This window comes from Vicinamibacterales bacterium, from assembly GCA_035699745.1.
Classification (GTDB): Bacteria; Acidobacteriota; Vicinamibacteria; order Vicinamibacterales; family 2-12-FULL-66-21; genus JAICSD01.
This window is the reverse complement of sequence record DASSPH010000034.1, coordinates 13,711-28,649: the sequence shown is the minus strand read 5'-3', so window position 1 is coordinate 28,649 and position 14,939 is coordinate 13,711. Positions and strand designations below refer to the sequence as shown.

12 protein-coding genes are annotated in these 14,939 nt (G+C 69.3%); 5 read left to right on the top strand and 7 right to left on the bottom strand.

Annotated features, from left to right (window positions below):
• Window positions 1–12 precede the first annotated feature (12 nt).
• Window positions 13–2,877, top strand: coding sequence for a sulfatase-like hydrolase/transferase (locus VFK57_06735; protein ID HET7695387.1), 2,865 nt, complete (start codon window positions 13–15; stop codon window positions 2,875–2,877).
• 138 nt (window positions 2,878–3,015) lie between these two features.
• Here VFK57_06735 and VFK57_06730 read toward each other — a convergent pair whose 3' ends face one another.
• From VFK57_06730 to VFK57_06705, 6 genes are all read right to left on the bottom strand, one after another.
• The gene (locus tag VFK57_06730; GenBank protein ID HET7695386.1) at window positions 3,016–4,065 is read right to left on the bottom strand and encodes a formylglycine-generating enzyme family protein; all 1,050 of its coding nucleotides are present in this window, start codon (window positions 4,063–4,065) and stop codon (window positions 3,016–3,018) included.
• Window positions 4,066–4,221: 156 nt separating this feature from the next.
• Window positions 4,222–5,127 (bottom strand): hypothetical protein, encoded by a 906-nt coding sequence (locus VFK57_06725; protein ID HET7695385.1) that lies wholly within the window; start codon window positions 5,125–5,127, stop codon window positions 4,222–4,224.
• 203 nt (window positions 5,128–5,330) lie between these two features.
• On the bottom strand, window positions 5,331–6,368 hold the full coding sequence (locus VFK57_06720; protein HET7695384.1) for an ABC transporter substrate-binding protein: 1,038 nt from the start codon (window positions 6,366–6,368) through the stop codon (window positions 5,331–5,333).
• Between the two features lie 5 nt (window positions 6,369–6,373).
• Window positions 6,374–7,123, bottom strand: coding sequence for an ABC transporter ATP-binding protein (locus tag VFK57_06715; protein ID HET7695383.1), 750 nt, complete (start codon window positions 7,121–7,123; stop codon window positions 6,374–6,376).
• Complete coding sequence (locus VFK57_06710) at window positions 7,120–7,890, bottom strand: ABC transporter permease (GenBank protein HET7695382.1); 771 nt, start codon at window positions 7,888–7,890, stop codon at window positions 7,120–7,122. Before VFK57_06710 ends, VFK57_06715 begins: the two co-directional genes overlap by 4 nt.
• A 16-nt stretch (window positions 7,891–7,906) precedes the next feature.
• Window positions 7,907–8,050: a hypothetical protein gene (locus tag VFK57_06705; GenBank protein HET7695381.1), complete on the bottom strand. Its 144-nt coding sequence runs from the start codon at window positions 8,048–8,050 to the stop codon at window positions 7,907–7,909.
• Window positions 8,051–8,113: 63 nt separating this feature from the next.
• On the opposite strand from VFK57_06705, the gene VFK57_06700 reads away from it, so the two are divergent.
• The 3 genes from VFK57_06700 to VFK57_06690 are packed head-to-tail and all read left to right on the top strand — an operon-like array spanning window position 8,114 to window position 12,224.
• A complete protein-coding gene (locus VFK57_06700; GenBank protein HET7695380.1) occupies window positions 8,114–10,267 on the top strand; it encodes a penicillin acylase family protein in 2,154 nt (717 codons plus the stop codon).
• Window positions 10,264–11,355, top strand: coding sequence for a tRNA-dihydrouridine synthase family protein (locus VFK57_06695; GenBank protein ID HET7695379.1), 1,092 nt, complete (start codon window positions 10,264–10,266; stop codon window positions 11,353–11,355). The genes VFK57_06700 and VFK57_06695 overlap by 4 nt, the downstream gene beginning before the upstream one ends.
• Window positions 11,356–11,405: 50 nt before the next feature.
• A complete protein-coding gene (locus VFK57_06690; protein HET7695378.1) occupies window positions 11,406–12,224 on the top strand; it encodes a methyltransferase domain-containing protein in 819 nt (272 codons plus the stop codon).
• Window positions 12,225–12,383: 159 nt separating this feature from the next.
• On the opposite strand, the gene VFK57_06685 is transcribed toward VFK57_06690, so the two are convergent.
• The gene (locus VFK57_06685; GenBank protein HET7695377.1) at window positions 12,384–13,451 is read right to left on the bottom strand and encodes a hypothetical protein; all 1,068 of its coding nucleotides are present in this window, start codon (window positions 13,449–13,451) and stop codon (window positions 12,384–12,386) included.
• Window positions 13,452–13,885: 434 nt separating this feature from the next.
• Here VFK57_06685 and had point away from each other — a divergent pair, with 434 nt between their 5' ends.
• Window positions 13,886–14,923 carry a 6-hydroxycyclohex-1-ene-1-carbonyl-CoA dehydrogenase gene (had, locus tag VFK57_06680; GenBank protein HET7695376.1) on the top strand — a complete coding sequence of 346 codons (1,038 nt, stop codon included), beginning with the start codon at window positions 13,886–13,888 and terminating at the stop codon, window positions 14,921–14,923.
• Window positions 14,924–14,939 lie beyond the last annotated feature (16 nt).

Below are 14,939 nucleotides of genomic sequence, written 5' to 3'. Positions count from 1 at the left end.
GAGGGGAGCAATATGAAATCCGCGCTTGCCGTATCCGCGCTCGTCCTTGCGTTGGCACCCTCCGGCGCCTCGGCGCAGGACCGCCCCAACGTCATCGTCGTCTATGCCGACGATCTCGGTTACGGGGACGTGTCGGCCTACGGTCCGCCGGGGCGGATGAAGACGCCGCACGTCGATCGTCTGGCCCGCGAAGGTCTCCGGTTCACCGACGGCCATTCACCCGCGGCGACGTGCACGCCATCGCGCTACGCCATGCTGACGGGCGAGTATGCCTTCCGCAAGCCGGGCACCGGGGTGCTTCCCGGCGACGCGGCGCTGGTCATCGAGCCGGGACGGACGTCGCTGGCGACCGTGTTTCAGAAGGCGGGCTATGCGACCGGCGTGGTGGGCAAGTGGCACCTCGGGCTCGGCCCCGCCGGAGGGCCCGACTGGAACGGCGAGATCCGTCCGGGGCCGCTCGAGATCGGGTTCGACTCGGCATTCATCATGGCGGCGACCGGCGATCGTGTGCCGACCGTGTATGTCGAGAACCGGCGGGTCGCGAATCTCGATCCCGCCGATCCGATCCGCGTGAACTACGGAGAGCCGGTCGGCGACTGGCCGACCGGACGCGGCAGCCCGCAGCTGCTGAAGCTTCACCCGAGCCACGGCCACGACCAGACGATCGTCAACGGCATCAGCCGCATCGGCTACATGACCGGCGGCAAGACGGCGCTGTGGAAGGACGAGGAGATGGGCGACGTCTTCACGCGCCGTGCGATCGCCTTCATCGAGCAGCATCGCGCGAAGCCGTTCTTCCTCTACTTCGCCCTGCACGAGCCGCACGTCCCCCGCGTGCCGCACCCGCGCTTCGCCGGCGCCACGTCGATGGGGCCGCGGGGCGACGCGATCGCGCAGCTCGACTCGTCGATCGGCGAACTGCTGTCCACGCTCGATCGCCTCGGCCTGACGCGGAATACGCTCGTCCTGTTCACGAGCGACAACGGTCCGGTGGTGGACGACGGCTACCGCGATCGCGCCGTCGAGCTGCTGGGCGATCACAGACCCGCGGGGCCGTTTCGCGGCGGCAAGTACAGCACCTTCGAGGGAGGCACGCGGGTGCCGCTGATCGTGCGCTGGCCCGCCCGCGTCAAGCCGGGCATCTCGAACGCGCTCGTCTCGCAAGTCGACTTCCTCGCCTCGTTCGCGGCCCTGCTCGGACAGCCCGTGACCGGGATCTCGCCGTCTGACAGCGAGAACGTGCTGCCGGCGCTGCTGGGACAGTCGCAGGCCGGACGCGCGGCACTGGTGGAGCAGTCGGGCGCGCGGGTTGCCTTGCGGGAGGGTGCGTGGAAGTACATCCCGCCCAGCCAGGGGCCGCGGATCCAGGCGAACACCAACACCGAGCTGGGCAACGATCCCGAGCCGCAACTCTACGACTTGACCGGCGATCCCGGCGAGCGGAATAACCTCGCCGCGGCGCAGCCTGAACGAGTGCGCGCCATGGCGGCGACGCTCGACCGGCTGCGGCGGCGGCAGCAGCCGGCCGCCGCGCGGCGTCCGAACATCGTCATCGCGATCGCCGACGACTGGTCGTACCCCCACACCAGCAGTGATGGCGATCGCACCGTGCGCACGCCGGCGTTCGACCGCATCGCGCGGGAAGGGGCGCGGTTCACGCATGCGTTCGTCGCGTCCCCCTCGTGCACTCCATCGCGTGCCGCGCTGCTCGCGGGCCAGGCCGTCCACCGCCTGCAGGAAGGGGCCAATCTTCACGGGTTCCTGCCGAAAGCCATTCCGGTGCTTCCCGATCTGCTGGAAGAGGCCGGCTACGTCGTCGGCTTCAGCGGCAAGGGCTGGGGACCGGGGCGCTTCGAGCCCGGCGGCCGCGCGCGCAACCCCGCCGGTCCGCAGTTCAAGTCGTTCGACGACTTCATGGCGGCGCGTCCCGGAGATCGTCCCTTCAGCTTCTGGTTCGGCAGCAGCGATCCACACCGCCCGTACGAGGAGGGCAGCGGCGCGCGCGCCGGACTCGCGATCGATCGCGTCTCGGTTCCCGGCTACCTGCCCGACACGCCGATCGTCCGCGGCGATCTGCTCGACTACTACCTCGAAGTGCAGCGGTTCGATCGCGACGTGGCGCGCATGCTCGAGACGCTCGAGCGCGCCGGCGAGCTGGAGAACACGATCGTCATCGTCACCTCGGACAACGGCATGCCGTTCCCGCGAGCGAAGGCCAACGTCTACGACGGCGGCGCGCGCGTGCCGCTGGCCATTCGCTGGCCGGCGGTTGCGGCCCGCGGGACCGTCGTCGACGCGCTCGTCAGCCTCACCGATCTCGCGCCGACGCTCCTTGAAGCCGCCGGGCTGAAGCCGGTCGCGGCGATGACCGGCCGGACTCTTCTGCCTCTGCTCCGGGGGGATCCCCAGGGCGGTCGCGAGCAGGTGTTCATCGAGCGGGAGCGGCACGCAAACGTACGCCGCGGCGATCTGAGCTATCCGGTGCGCGCGATCAGGACGAAAGACTATCTTTACATCCGCAACTTTCGTCCCGACCGGTGGCCCGCCGGAGACCCCGAGCTCTATTTCGCCGTGGGACCGTTCGGCGACATCGACGGCGGCCCGGCCAAGACGCTGCTCCTGGACGCGCGGAGCGATCCCGCGATCGCGCGCTTCTTCAGCCTCGCGACGGCGAAGCGTCCAGCGGAGGAGCTGTACGACCTGCGCCGCGATCCGGACCAGATCACCAACCTTGCCGGAACGCCTTCTCATCGCGCGGAGCAGCGGCGGCTGCGCGATCGACTCGATCGCTGGCTGCGCGAGACCGGCGATCCGCGCGCCCGCGAGGACGACGACCGGTGGGATCGAATGCCGTACTACGGGCAGCCGGTGAAATAGACGCTGAAACGCGCCACGGCGGCGGCCACGAAGACCGCAGCGGCCACGAAGACGTTTGGTTTTGTCTTGGTGATTTGGTGACCCTCGTGCCGGCTGCCGTCGGCGCGTCTCGGTGAAGCTGGCAGCTGTTGGCGCGTCTCAGCGGCCCGCGCGCACGAGACGGAACCCCAGGTTCGACGTGCCGCTGCTGATCTCCGCCTTGCCGCGGCTGCCGACGAGATACCGCGCACAGTACTGATCGGTGCACAGGTACGATCCGCCGCGGACCACGCGCTTCGCCGCGCCGGGCTCGTTCGGATCGTAGCTGTCGGCCGGGCCCTGCGGGTCCGTCGCGGGCGCGCCGTTCTGCGGGCGGGACGCATACGTGTCGGGACGGTACCAGTCGGAACACCATTGCCACACGTTGCCGCCCATGTCGTACAACCCGAATCCGTTCGGCGGAAATGCCGTCACCGGCGACGTTCCCGCGAACCCGTCGTCGCCGCGATCGCGCTCGGGAAAACGTCCGTGCCAGATGTTCGCGACCGACTTGCCGCCCGGATGCAGCTCGTTGCCCCATGGGTACTTCTGCCGATCGAGTCCGCCTCGGGCGGCGAACTCGAATTCCGCTTCCGTCGGGAGCCGCTTGCCGGCCCACTTCGCATACGCGAGCACGTCTTCGAAGGCGACGTGGACGACGGGATGGCTGCTGCGATCTTTCACGCTGCTGCCGGGACCTTCGGGATGCTTCCAGCTTGCGCCCGGCGTGTATCGCCACCACTGGAGAGGATTGTCGAGCGGTACGGCCGAGCCCGTGGCGCGGAACACCGCGGAGCCTGGAACGAGCTGGGCCTGGGGCACGCCGGGGAAATCACGCGGATCGAGCGGCCGCTCTGCGATCGTGACGTAGCCGGTTTCGTTGACGAAGCGCGCGAACTGGAGGTTGGTCACGGGCGCGCGGTCCATCCAGAACCCCTCGACCGACACGAGATGCACCGGCAGCGCGTCGGGCATGCCGCACCCTTCGCATCCCATATAGAAGGTGCCGCCGGGAACCCAGACCATGCCTTCCGGCGCGGGGCCTGGGGCCGCGGTGGCGTTGACGCGGACTGCCGCGGTCTGTGCGGGATTGCCGGCCGCGGGCGCGCCGTGTCCGGCGTGCGGATCCGGCTTCCCGCGGCAGGCACCGATCACGCCCGGCAGTGTCATGAGCAGGGCGAACGCCGTGACGGCCGGTCCGCGTCTGATGCGTTCCCCCCGCGCCCGCTTTGCCGTTCGTGTGCACGCGGGGTGGTGTGGCGTCATCCTGCGCGACACGATATGTCCACGCTGCTCCCCGGTCAAATTCGTGGCCAGCAGTCACCGCTACGGCCGGCCGGTGCGTCTCGCGAGATAGCCATGGACGACGCCCGCGCTGACGTAGTTGCCGACGATGTCGCCGGCGGCGTTGGTGCCGAACGCCCGCGTGAGGGTGGCGGCCGGGTAGTCGATGGAGGTGTACTCCCCGTCCTGCAGCCGGAAGCCGTGCGTCCCGGCGGCATTGCGGTACACCCCGACGAGCGCTCCATCGGGCGCCACGTCCCAGACCGCGGTCAGATTGCTGCCGGGCACCCTGAACTTCGTGAACACACCGTTTTCGATGACATAGCCCCACGCCGCCCGCGGAGCGGGCTCGGTCATGTCGGTAAAGAGTCCCGCGATGATGCGCAGGTCGGGTGTCGCACCGTTGTTCATCGAGGCGTCCTGCTCGATCGCGCCCGACGCCGTGCCGCGCATCCACATCCCGTACATGGACATCATCATGTCGGTCCCGTGATAGCAGCCCAGGATGGTTCCGTCCGGCAGGAGCCGCTGCGGGATCGTGTTGATCTGCCCTGGAAAATCGATGTACTCCAGCCTGCCGTCGCGGCGGAGCAGGTAACCATGGATGTTTGCCGCAGGCTCGCCCGGCAGCCAATAGCCGCCGACGATGTCGCCTGCCGGGTTGATCCCGCGCGCATCGGTTCCCGCCGCGCCCGGCACGTCGATCGACGTGAACTCGCCGTCGCGCAGAACGAGCCCGTGCGACGTGCCGGACTTGTCGACGTAGCTCCCGACGATGTCCCCTCGCGCGTTGATTCCGGAAAGCGACGTTCCGGTCGCCTCGGGGTAGTCGATCGACACATAGGAGTAGGACCGTTCGGCGGCGGTGGTCGTGGAGCCGACGGAACTGTAAATGCACGCGCTCGCAAACAGCGCTGCGACGACGACTTGTCGAACGTGACCTCTCATCAGGAGCCTCCGGAAATCTGCGCCACACGCGCGGTGGTTTCGCCTCACTGACTAACGCGCAGACCGCCGGCGAATCACCTCATCGCCGCGTATGTCCTGTTCTGAGGACGCAGCCAGTCGGTGGGCTCTGATCGAGAGGAGCGATGGCGGCGCGAGGCGCTCGAGACCCGCGTGCCGCTCGTGTCTGAGAATGTGCGTCGAATTCAGCGCGGAGCGGGCATGTCGATCCGGGCCGGAGCGATCTGGGCCGGGATGAACTGTCGGTCGACCAGGCGCCTGACGTCGAGCCGCCGCTCGAGGATACCGGCCTCGAGCGCCATGTCGGCGATCGCCTGCATTTCCCGGTCCCCCGGCGTGAGCATCCGATAGCTGACTCGATCCGGAGGCTGCGTCAGCACGTAACGAAGGAGGGACTCGTCCTGCCGGAAGTACGGCGCGACCAGGCGCGCCGCGTCGAGGCGATGCGTGTCGGCCCACTCGCCGCTCTCGGCGATGCCGCGAACCAGGTCGCGGACGACGGCCGGCCGCCGGGCGACGAGGCGATCGGTCACCACGAGCACGCACGAGATGAAGTTGGGCCAAATGTCCTTGGCGTGATAGAGCACCCGTCCCGAGCCGTCGAGCTCGGCGCGCGCCGGGTGCGGCTCGCCGACGAAGTACGCGTCGATCGCCTTGCTGGCGAGTGCGCCCGGCATGTCGGGCGGCGGCAGTTCCACGAACCGGATCGTCGCCGGGTCGACCCCTTCGTCCTTCATCAGCTTGCGAATCACCAGGTACTGGTTGCTGTACTTGCTGGGGATCGCGACGGTCCGGCCCGCGAGGTCTTTCAGCGTCCGGGCCGGCAGGTCCTTGCGGACGATGACGGTGGATCCGTCGCGGTGTCCGAGATAGGCGATCCTTACGTTGACACCCTGCTCACGCAGTTTCATCGCGAGCGGCGCGATCATGAACGTCGCGTCGATCCGTCCACCCTTGAGCGTCTCGACGACGGTCGGAAAGTCGGTGAACCGCTGCGAGTCAAAACGCGTGGACCGGCTCGTCTTCGAGGCGAAGTCGGTGACCGGGCAGGTGAGGTGACAGGTGACGGGCAGGAATCCGACGGTCAGTGTCTCGCGCGCCCCGTCGCCGGATCCCGGGGGCGGCGTGATCGGGGAGCGCTGCCACGGTTGCAGCCGCAGCACGGCGAGGACCGCGACGAAGACCACGGCCCCCGCGGTCCAGCGCACGAACGGTGAACCCATTCGGGTCATGCTCTTCTCCCTTGTCCGGAATCGACGTCCGATTCGAGGCCCAGCCGGGTCAGGATCCGATGCACCGCCCGCACGACCTCGAGGCTCGTCGGATCCCGCGGCCGCGCCACGGCAAGCCGGACTTCGTCGCGCACGCGCGCCGGGCGTTCCGACAGGACCAGCACGCGGTCCGCGAGCTGGGCGGCCTCTTCGATATCGTGCGTCACCAGCACCACCGTCCGCGGCTGCTCGCGCAGGATCCGCGCCAGCTCACGGCGCATTCTGAGGCGCGTCAGGTAGTCGAGCGACGAGAACGGCTCGTCCATCAGCAGCAGCGGCGTTTCCCCGCCCAGCGCGCGCGCCAGCTCAACCCGTTGCCGCATGCCGCCCGACAGCTGATGCGGATACGTCCGGTCGAATACGGGAAGCCCGATCAAGTCGAGCAACGCGCGCGTGCGACGGTCCTGCTCGATCCGATCCGGCACCTGGCGGAGTCCGAGCCGGATGTTCTCCTCCACGGTCAGCCACGGGAACAGGCCGTCGTGCTGGAACACCATGCGGAGGCGGGCGGGCCGGTGCACGCGCCCGCTGCCCGGCGACAGCCAGCCCGAGCACACGTTCAACAGCGTGGTCTTTCCGCAACCGGACGGACCGACCAGGGCGACGAATTCCCCTTCCCGTACCTCGAGATCGATCCCGGCGAGGACCTCCACGGCGCCGAAGTTCACCGTCACCTGTTCCAGGCGGAGGAGGGGCCCGGACGTCATCGTTCGTACCCCCATCGAACGCTCGGAATGCGCGTCAACTGCATGAGCAGGCGGTCCAGCGCGGCGCCGATGACGCCGATCGCCAGCATCGCCGCGGCCAGCAGATCGATGCGCAGGCCGTTCCGCGCGTCCCACACCGCGAAGCCCAGACCGTCGCGTCCGGCGATCATCTCAGCCGCGACCACCACGAGCCACGACAGGCCGGCGGCGACGCGCAGGGCCGTGATGACCTGTGGCGCGATTGCCGGCAGCGTCACGCCGGTGAGCAGCGCCGGCCCGTCGATGCCGAGATCGCGCGCGACGCGGAAGAAGACGCTGGGAATGTTCGCGACCGCCGCCGCCGTCGACAGCACGATCGGAAAGAACGCCGCCATGAAGATCAGGAAGATCGCCGGCGCATCGCCGATACCGAGCCAGAGAATCGCGAACGGAATCCACGCCAGGGGCGACAGGCTTCTGAAGAAGTTGACCAGCGGGAGAAACGCGGCACGCGCGCGCGCCGAGTGCCCGAGCAGGAGGCCCGCGGGCACGCCGAGCAGCACGGCGAGCATGAACCCGGCCGAGACGCGGAACAGCGACGCCACCGCATCGATCACCAGCCGCCCGCTCGACAGCTCGAACCACACGCCGCGCGCCACGTCCCAGGGGTGCGGAAAGAGGGACGGGGGAAAGACCTGCGCCCACGCCACGCCGGCCCACACGACGACGAGCGCGAGCGGCGCGACGACAGGCCACAGCAGCGTTGTCCGTGGCGCGGGCGGAGCCATGGCTGTGTCGCGCGGGTCAGCGGGCCAGCAGCTTCGCCAGCTTCGCCTCGATCCGCTTCTGATTGCGCAGCACCTCATCGAGCTTCCGCTGGTTGCGGAGGATCGCCGCCTGGTTGCGCAGAATCCGCGCCTGATTCGCCAGCACTTGACGCTCGCTCATGACTCCTCCTTCCCTGCGGGTGGATCGGGGGCCGCCGCAAGATGCGCGAGTATACTCCCGCGCATGTCACCCCCGCGGCTCGCGCTGGCGGCCTTTGCGCTGACGTGCAGCCTAGCCGCCGTCGCCCCGTCGGCCGCGCCGCCGCCGGTGGCGGAGCTGTGGCGTCAGGTCGAAGTGATCCGCACCGCGCACGGCGTGCCCCACATCCGCGCCGAGAACCTGCGCGCCGCCGGGTACGCGCTCGCGTGGGTGATGTCGGAGGACTACGGATCGCGCACGGGGCTGCGCCTGCTCGGCGCCCGCGGCGAGCTGTCCCGCTTCGAAGGGCGGGCGCGGCTCGACGGCGACGTCGAGAACCTGCAGGCGCGGGCCCGCGCGATCGAGACCTATCACCTGCTCGATCAGGAGACGCGTGACATCTACGACGGCTTCGCCGCCGGCGTGAACCGCTACGTCGCGCTGCACCCGGCGCAGTTCCCGGGCGGCATGCCCGCCGACTTCTCCGGCTACGACGTCGCCACGCTGCACATCGGCGACGGTCCGCCGCCCGCGCGCGTGCGCAGATTCCTCGCGGCGATGAACGTGCTCCCGACGGCGACGGCCGCCGAAACGGATGCCGTCGAGGAAGATGCGGCGCGCAGCGAAGACGGATCGAACGCGTGGGCGCTCGCGCCGAGCCGGACGAAATCGGGGAAGGCGATGCTGCTGCGCAACCCGCACCTGGCGTGGACCGCCGGCTACTACGAAGCGCACGTGACCGTGCCCGGGGTGGTCGATTTCTACGGCGACTTCCGGATCGGGGGGCCGCTGATCGTGATCGGCGGGTTCAACCGTCATCTCGGCTGGGCGACGACCAACAGCAACAGCGGCGATCTCACCGAGTTCTACGCCCTCGATCGCGATCCCGATGCGGCGGATCGCTATCTGCTCGACGGCGCGTCGCTGCCGCTGCGGCGTGAGTCGTACACGGTTCAGTACAAAGACGGCGAGACGCTGCGGGCCGAGACGCGGGAGCTGTGGTCGACCCCCTTCGGCCGCGTCGTCCATCTCGCGCCGCGGACGATCTTCCTCGCCCGCACCGCCGGGGACGGCGAGTTCCGCGCCGGCGAGCAGTTCCTGCGCATGATGCGCGCCGCGTCGTTCGCGCAGTGGAAGGACGCCATGACCCTGCGGGCGCTGGTGACGCAGAACTACACCTATGCGGACCGTGCCGGCAACATCTTCAATCTATGGAACGCGGCGCTGCCGCTGCTGCCGCATCCGCCGGGGAACGACGCGGCGACGGCGGTGCGCGAGATGCGCGACATGTGGACCCGCTACATTCCGTTCGCCGCGCTGCCGCAGGTGCGCAACCCGCCGCGCGGGTACGTGCACAACGAGAACGATTCGCCGCATTTCGCCAACGTGCACCGGCGGCTGAACCTGGTGAACGCGTATCCGAACATGGAGCCGCCGTCGCTCCGGCTCCGGAGTCAGCACGCGATTCAACTCGTCGGCGGCACCCGCAAGTTCAGCCTCGAGGACGTGGTCCGCGCGAAGCACAGCTACCGCATGCTGCTCGCCGATCGCGTCAAGCGCGATCTGATCGCGGCGGTGCGCGCCACCAGGCCGTCCGGCGACGTCGCGTCCGCGATCGCGCTGCTGCGCCGCTGGAACAACACCGCCGCGCCGGCGAGCCGCGGCGCGACGCTGTTCGAGATCTGGTTCCTGCGCTACGCGCAAGGGCGGCCGCCGCAGGAGATCTTCGCGCAGCCCTGGACGGAGTCCGATCCGCTGCGCACGCCGCGCGGACTGGCGGACGCGGCGCGCGCCGCCGAGGCGTTCAGCTGGGCGGTCGAGGAGACCGCGCGGCGGCACGGCCGGTGGGACGTCGCGTGGGGAGAGGTGCATCGCGTCCGTCGCGGCCCGGTGGACGTGCCGGTCGGCGGCTGCTCAGGCGTGATGGGCTGCTTCCGCGTCCTCACGTTCGCGCGCGATCCCGACGGCAAGCTCTCCGCCAACAGCGGGGACGGCTGGGTCCTCGCCGTGGAGTTCGCCGACGTGCCGCGGGCGTATTCGGTGCTCGCCTACGGCCAGAGCCCGGACCCCGCGTCGCCGTGGCACGCGGATCAGGCGGCGATGTTCGCGCGCGGCGAGATGAAGCGGGTGGCCTTCACCCGTCGCGCCGTGGACGCGGGCGCGGTCGCGCGCTATCGTCCCGGACGGACCCCGGAATGACGGCCTCGGACCTCGGGCTGCGCGAGACGCTGCAGGGGGCGCTCGTCATGGCGCCGATGACCAAGGGATCCAACCTGCCTTACCGGCAGTTGTGCCAGGAACTCGGCGCGCGCGTCACGATGAGCGAGATGGCGGTCGCGCGCCGGCTGCGGCAGAAGCGCCGCAGCGAGTTCGCGCTGATCCGCCGCGCTCCGGCCGAGCGGTTCTTCGGCGTCCAGCTCGCCGGCAACAATCCCGACGAGATGGCCTGGGCCGCCGCGCTCGCCGAATCCCGCGGCGCGGATCTGATCGACGTGAACCTCGGCTGCCCGATCGACTACTTCACCAGCAAGGGGCTCGGCGCCGCGCTCGCGCGCGAGCCGCGGCGCGTCCGGCGCATCGTCGAGGCGATGAAGCGGGCGGTGGCGCACGCGCCGGTCACGGTGAAGATTCGTCTCGGCTGGAACGACGAGCATCGCAATTATCTCGAGGTCGCGCGCGCGGCCGTCGAGGGCGGCGCCGACGCCGTGTCCGTGCACGGCCGTACGCGCGCCGCGCGCTACACCAGTTCGGCGGACTGGACCGCGATTGGCGAAATCGCCGCGGCGCTGCCGGTGCCGGTCATCGGCAACGGCGACCTCCTGTTCCGGCACGAGATCGATGCCGGGCTCGCCACCGGCTGCACCGCGGTGATGTCGGCGCGCGGCGCGCTGATCAAACCCTGGTTGTTCCGGGAAGCGACGGAAGGCGATCTCGACCCTTCCGCCGAGGATCGCGTCGCTCTCTATCGCCGCTACGTGACGCTCGCGAAGGCGCACTGGGGCGCCGACGATCACGGCCTCGCCCGGGTCCGCGAGTTCCTGCTGTGGCATCTCGGGTTCTGGTGCCGCTATGCGCCGCGCCGCGCGGACGGCAGCTACCCGGCGATGCAGCGGCGCGAGTCGTGGACGCCGCGGTCGCCGCTCGAGGCGCTTCTCGCCCGCGCCGACGCCGCGGCGCACGCGTTCCTCGCCGACCGGCTGATCGCGGACGAGGCGATCGCACCGGCGGCCGCTCCGGAGCCGTCCGTCCCACAGGAGATCGACGACGACAAGGCCGAGGCCGGTTGAACCCTCCGCCTTTGCCTCGCGGTCGGCATCCGGGCTATCGTCACGGTTGCATGACTATCACAGCTCTCCTCAATCGTGGACTGGTCGCGGCGCTCGCCGCGATGATCACCGTGGCGGTCTCCGCGCAGGCGCCTGCGCCGGCCCCTGCGCAGCAGAAGCCCTTCGAGCCCTCCGTCGGCCAGGCCGGCAAGGATGTCGTCTGGGTGCCGACCGCGGACGTGCTCGTGGCCAAGATGCTCGACATGGCCAAGCTGACGCCGCAGGACTATCTCATCGATCTCGGATCGGGCGACGGCCGCACCGTCATCGCCGCGGCGAAGCGCGGCGCGACGGCGATGGGCATCGAGTACAACCCCGACATGGTCGAGCTGTCGAAGAAGAACGCCGCCGCCGCCGGCGTCGCCGGCAAGGCGACCTTCGTCAAGGCGGACATCTTCGAGTCCGACTACTCCAAGGCGACGGTGCTGACCCTGTTCCTGCTGCCGCAGCTCAATCTGAAGCTCCGCCCGACGATCCTCGACATGAAGCCCGGCACGCGGGTGGTGTCGAACAGCTTCAACATGGAGGACTGGGAGCCGGACGATACGGCGCGCGTGGAAACCGAATGCACCAGCTGGTGCACCGCGTACCTGTGGATCGTGCCCGCCAAGGTCGACGGGACGTGGACCTCGCCGAACGGCAATCTGACACTGAAGCAGAACTTCCAGATGGTGACCGGGACGCTCGGATCGAACGCGATCAGCAACGGCCGGCTGCGAGGCACGGAACTGACGTTTACCGCCGGGAACACGAAATACGTGGGTCAGGTGAACGGCAACACGATCAAGGGGACCGCAGGGTCCGCCGCCTGGAGCGCCACGAAGAAGTAGAAGCGGGCAGTCCGCGCTCGGCCACCGCGCGCCGTCACCGTCGGGAGGAGGGGTGACGGATGCCGGCGGCGATGGCCGATGCTGTAATAACGAAGCGGCCGGCCGGACCGAACATCGAGCCGGGGGTGCTGAGAATGGCATGTGGGCGCCGCGCAGCTCTCAGAAGCACGAGATCTTGCCCTTGCTCTGGCCTGGTCCGCCGATCTCGCCGACCACGCCGGGCCAGTTGTCGCGCCCCGGCCGATCCGTGTTGGCCACACAGACCCTCGACGGCTGCCGCCCGTCGGCCGGCACGATCACCGGATTCGTCGGGTACTCGAAGATGTGGCTGTTGCCTTCGACCGTGTCGGCGCTGCTCCGCAGCAGCAGCGAGTTGACGGGATTGCGAAACAGTTCCGTCACCTCGCCGCGCAGCCCGACCCTTACCAGCGCCTGCCTGGAATTCGCGGCAACGAGGAGCGATCCGTCCGTGTGCGCCCACAGGCCGTCGGCCCCTTCGAGCCTGGGATGCGCGACGAACAGCAGGCCGTCGCACAGCGTGTCCTCCTGGAGCGTCGGATCGCAGCCGGTCTGTCCCGCCTCCAGGTCGCCGCGTTCATCGAGCGACACGGCCCAGATTGCGCCTCGCGCCGTGTCGGCGATGTACAACGTCGTCGAGGGAGGAGTTCCCAGCCCGACCTCGTGTACCGCCGCGTTGTAGCGTGCGACCGCGGCGATCCCGTTTGCGACCGCGCGCACTTCGCCCTGAGGTCCTGCAGGCACGTTGATGATCTGCCGTCCGATGCCGGAGGCAGTGGGCACCGTGAGCTTCCCGCCGAGCGTGGTTCCGTTGTAGACCGGAGGGACGCGGAACATTTCCTGGACGGTGCCGGTGGCGGCGCTGCGCTTGTAGACGCGGCCGAATCCGCGCAGTCCGTCGGTAATCCAGAGATTGCCGTGGGAGTCGAAGGCGATTCCGTTCGCGCCCGGAACATCGGACGCGTACGTCGTCGCCTGCCCCGTCGCCGGATCCATTTCGAAGACCCAGCCGCTGGAGCCCGTCCCTTGATCGGAGATGTAGAGAAGTCCGTGGCGGAACTCCAGTCCCCTTGGTAAGCAGGCGCCTGAGGGCCTCGGCACGACGCCAACGACCGACACCGCACCGGCCGCGGTGATGCGGCGCACGAAGCATTCGCCGGAAAGATCGGCCGCTTCCGCGGTGTACAGGAGTCCTGTCTCCGGATCCACCGTGAGTCCCTCCGAGTCGAGCGGGAGGGTGACAAGCGTCGTTGGCGCGCCAACCGTCGCGGGAGCACCTTGCGGACTGGATGCCGGCAGCGTTGAGCCCAGGACGACCACGAATAGAGCAGACAGGCGGCCCATCGTCATTTTCCTGATCCTTTCAGAGGAGAGATGTCTCTTCTGGATCGCGCAGGAGTGGGTCGCCTGAGGTCATCGCCAACGAAACTTTTCCCATCTCGCCCCACCGCCATGCGCGGCTGCTGGATGGGCCGCGGCCGTTGAACGCCAGCTAAGCGACTGTCTTATAGGCGCTTACGGTCGTCGAGGAAGCGGCCGCACGGACGCGACCGCCCGGAGCCGGCATCGCCGGGACGCAGCGGCGTATGCGCTTCGTCATATGCGCCCCCGCCGACTTGGGGCATAAGTCAGCGGGAGGCACCATGAGTTCGGCCTCGTACGGTCTCTTCCTCACGGGCCCGCGGACGCTCGAACTGCGCGACCTGCCCCTGCCGCCGCTCGAGACCGGGGAAGCCCGCGTGCGCGTCGCCGGCTGCGGCCTCTGTCATACCGACATCGGCTTCTATTCGGGAGCCGTCCGCACCAAGCATGATCTGCCGCTCGTGCTCGGACACGAGATCGCCGGCGTCGTCGACGACGTCGCCGGTGGGCCGAAGGAGCTGATCGGCCGCCAGGTCCTCGTTCCCGCGGTGATGCCGTGCGGCGCGTGCGACGTCTGCCGGGCGGGGCGCCCGCTCGCCTGTCAACGTCAGCTCATGCCGGGCAACGACATGCCCGGCGGGTTCGCGACGCACGTCGTCGTGCCGGCGAACCGGTTGGTGCCGCTGCCCGATGACCTTGGCGATCATTCGCTCGCGTCGTTATCCGTCATCGCGGATGCGGTGACGACTCCGTACCAGGCCATTCAGCGCGCGTGCGTGAACACCGGCGACCTCGTCGTCGTCATCGGCGTCGGCGGGATCGGGACGTACGGCGTGCAGATCGCGCGGGCGTGCGGCGCGGCCGTCGCGGCGGTCGACGTCGACGGCGAGAAGCTGGCGCGCGCCTCGGCGCTCGGCGCCGGCTGGACGTTCAACGCCGCCGAAACGGACGGACGCGCCATCAAGAAAACGCTGCTCGCCGAGAGCGGCGTGTGCACCGCACGGTGGCGCATTCTCGAGATGAGCGGAACCGCGGCCGGCCAGGAGCTCGCCTGGGCGCTGTTGGTTCCCGGCGGCACGCTCGGAATCGTCGGGTTCACGATGGACAAGGTATCGATTCGCCTGTCGAACCTGATGGCGCTCGACGCCACGGCGTTCGGCAACTGGGGCTGCGCGCCGCAGCACTACCCGGCCGTCGCGGACCTCGTGCTGTCCGGACAGGTGCAGGTTGCGCCCTTCGTCGAACTGCACGCACTGAAAGATGGACCGGCGCTCTTCGCCGAGCCGCACCGCGGCAAGCGGCCCGTGCTCGTTCCGTAATCGTCTGCACACCTGG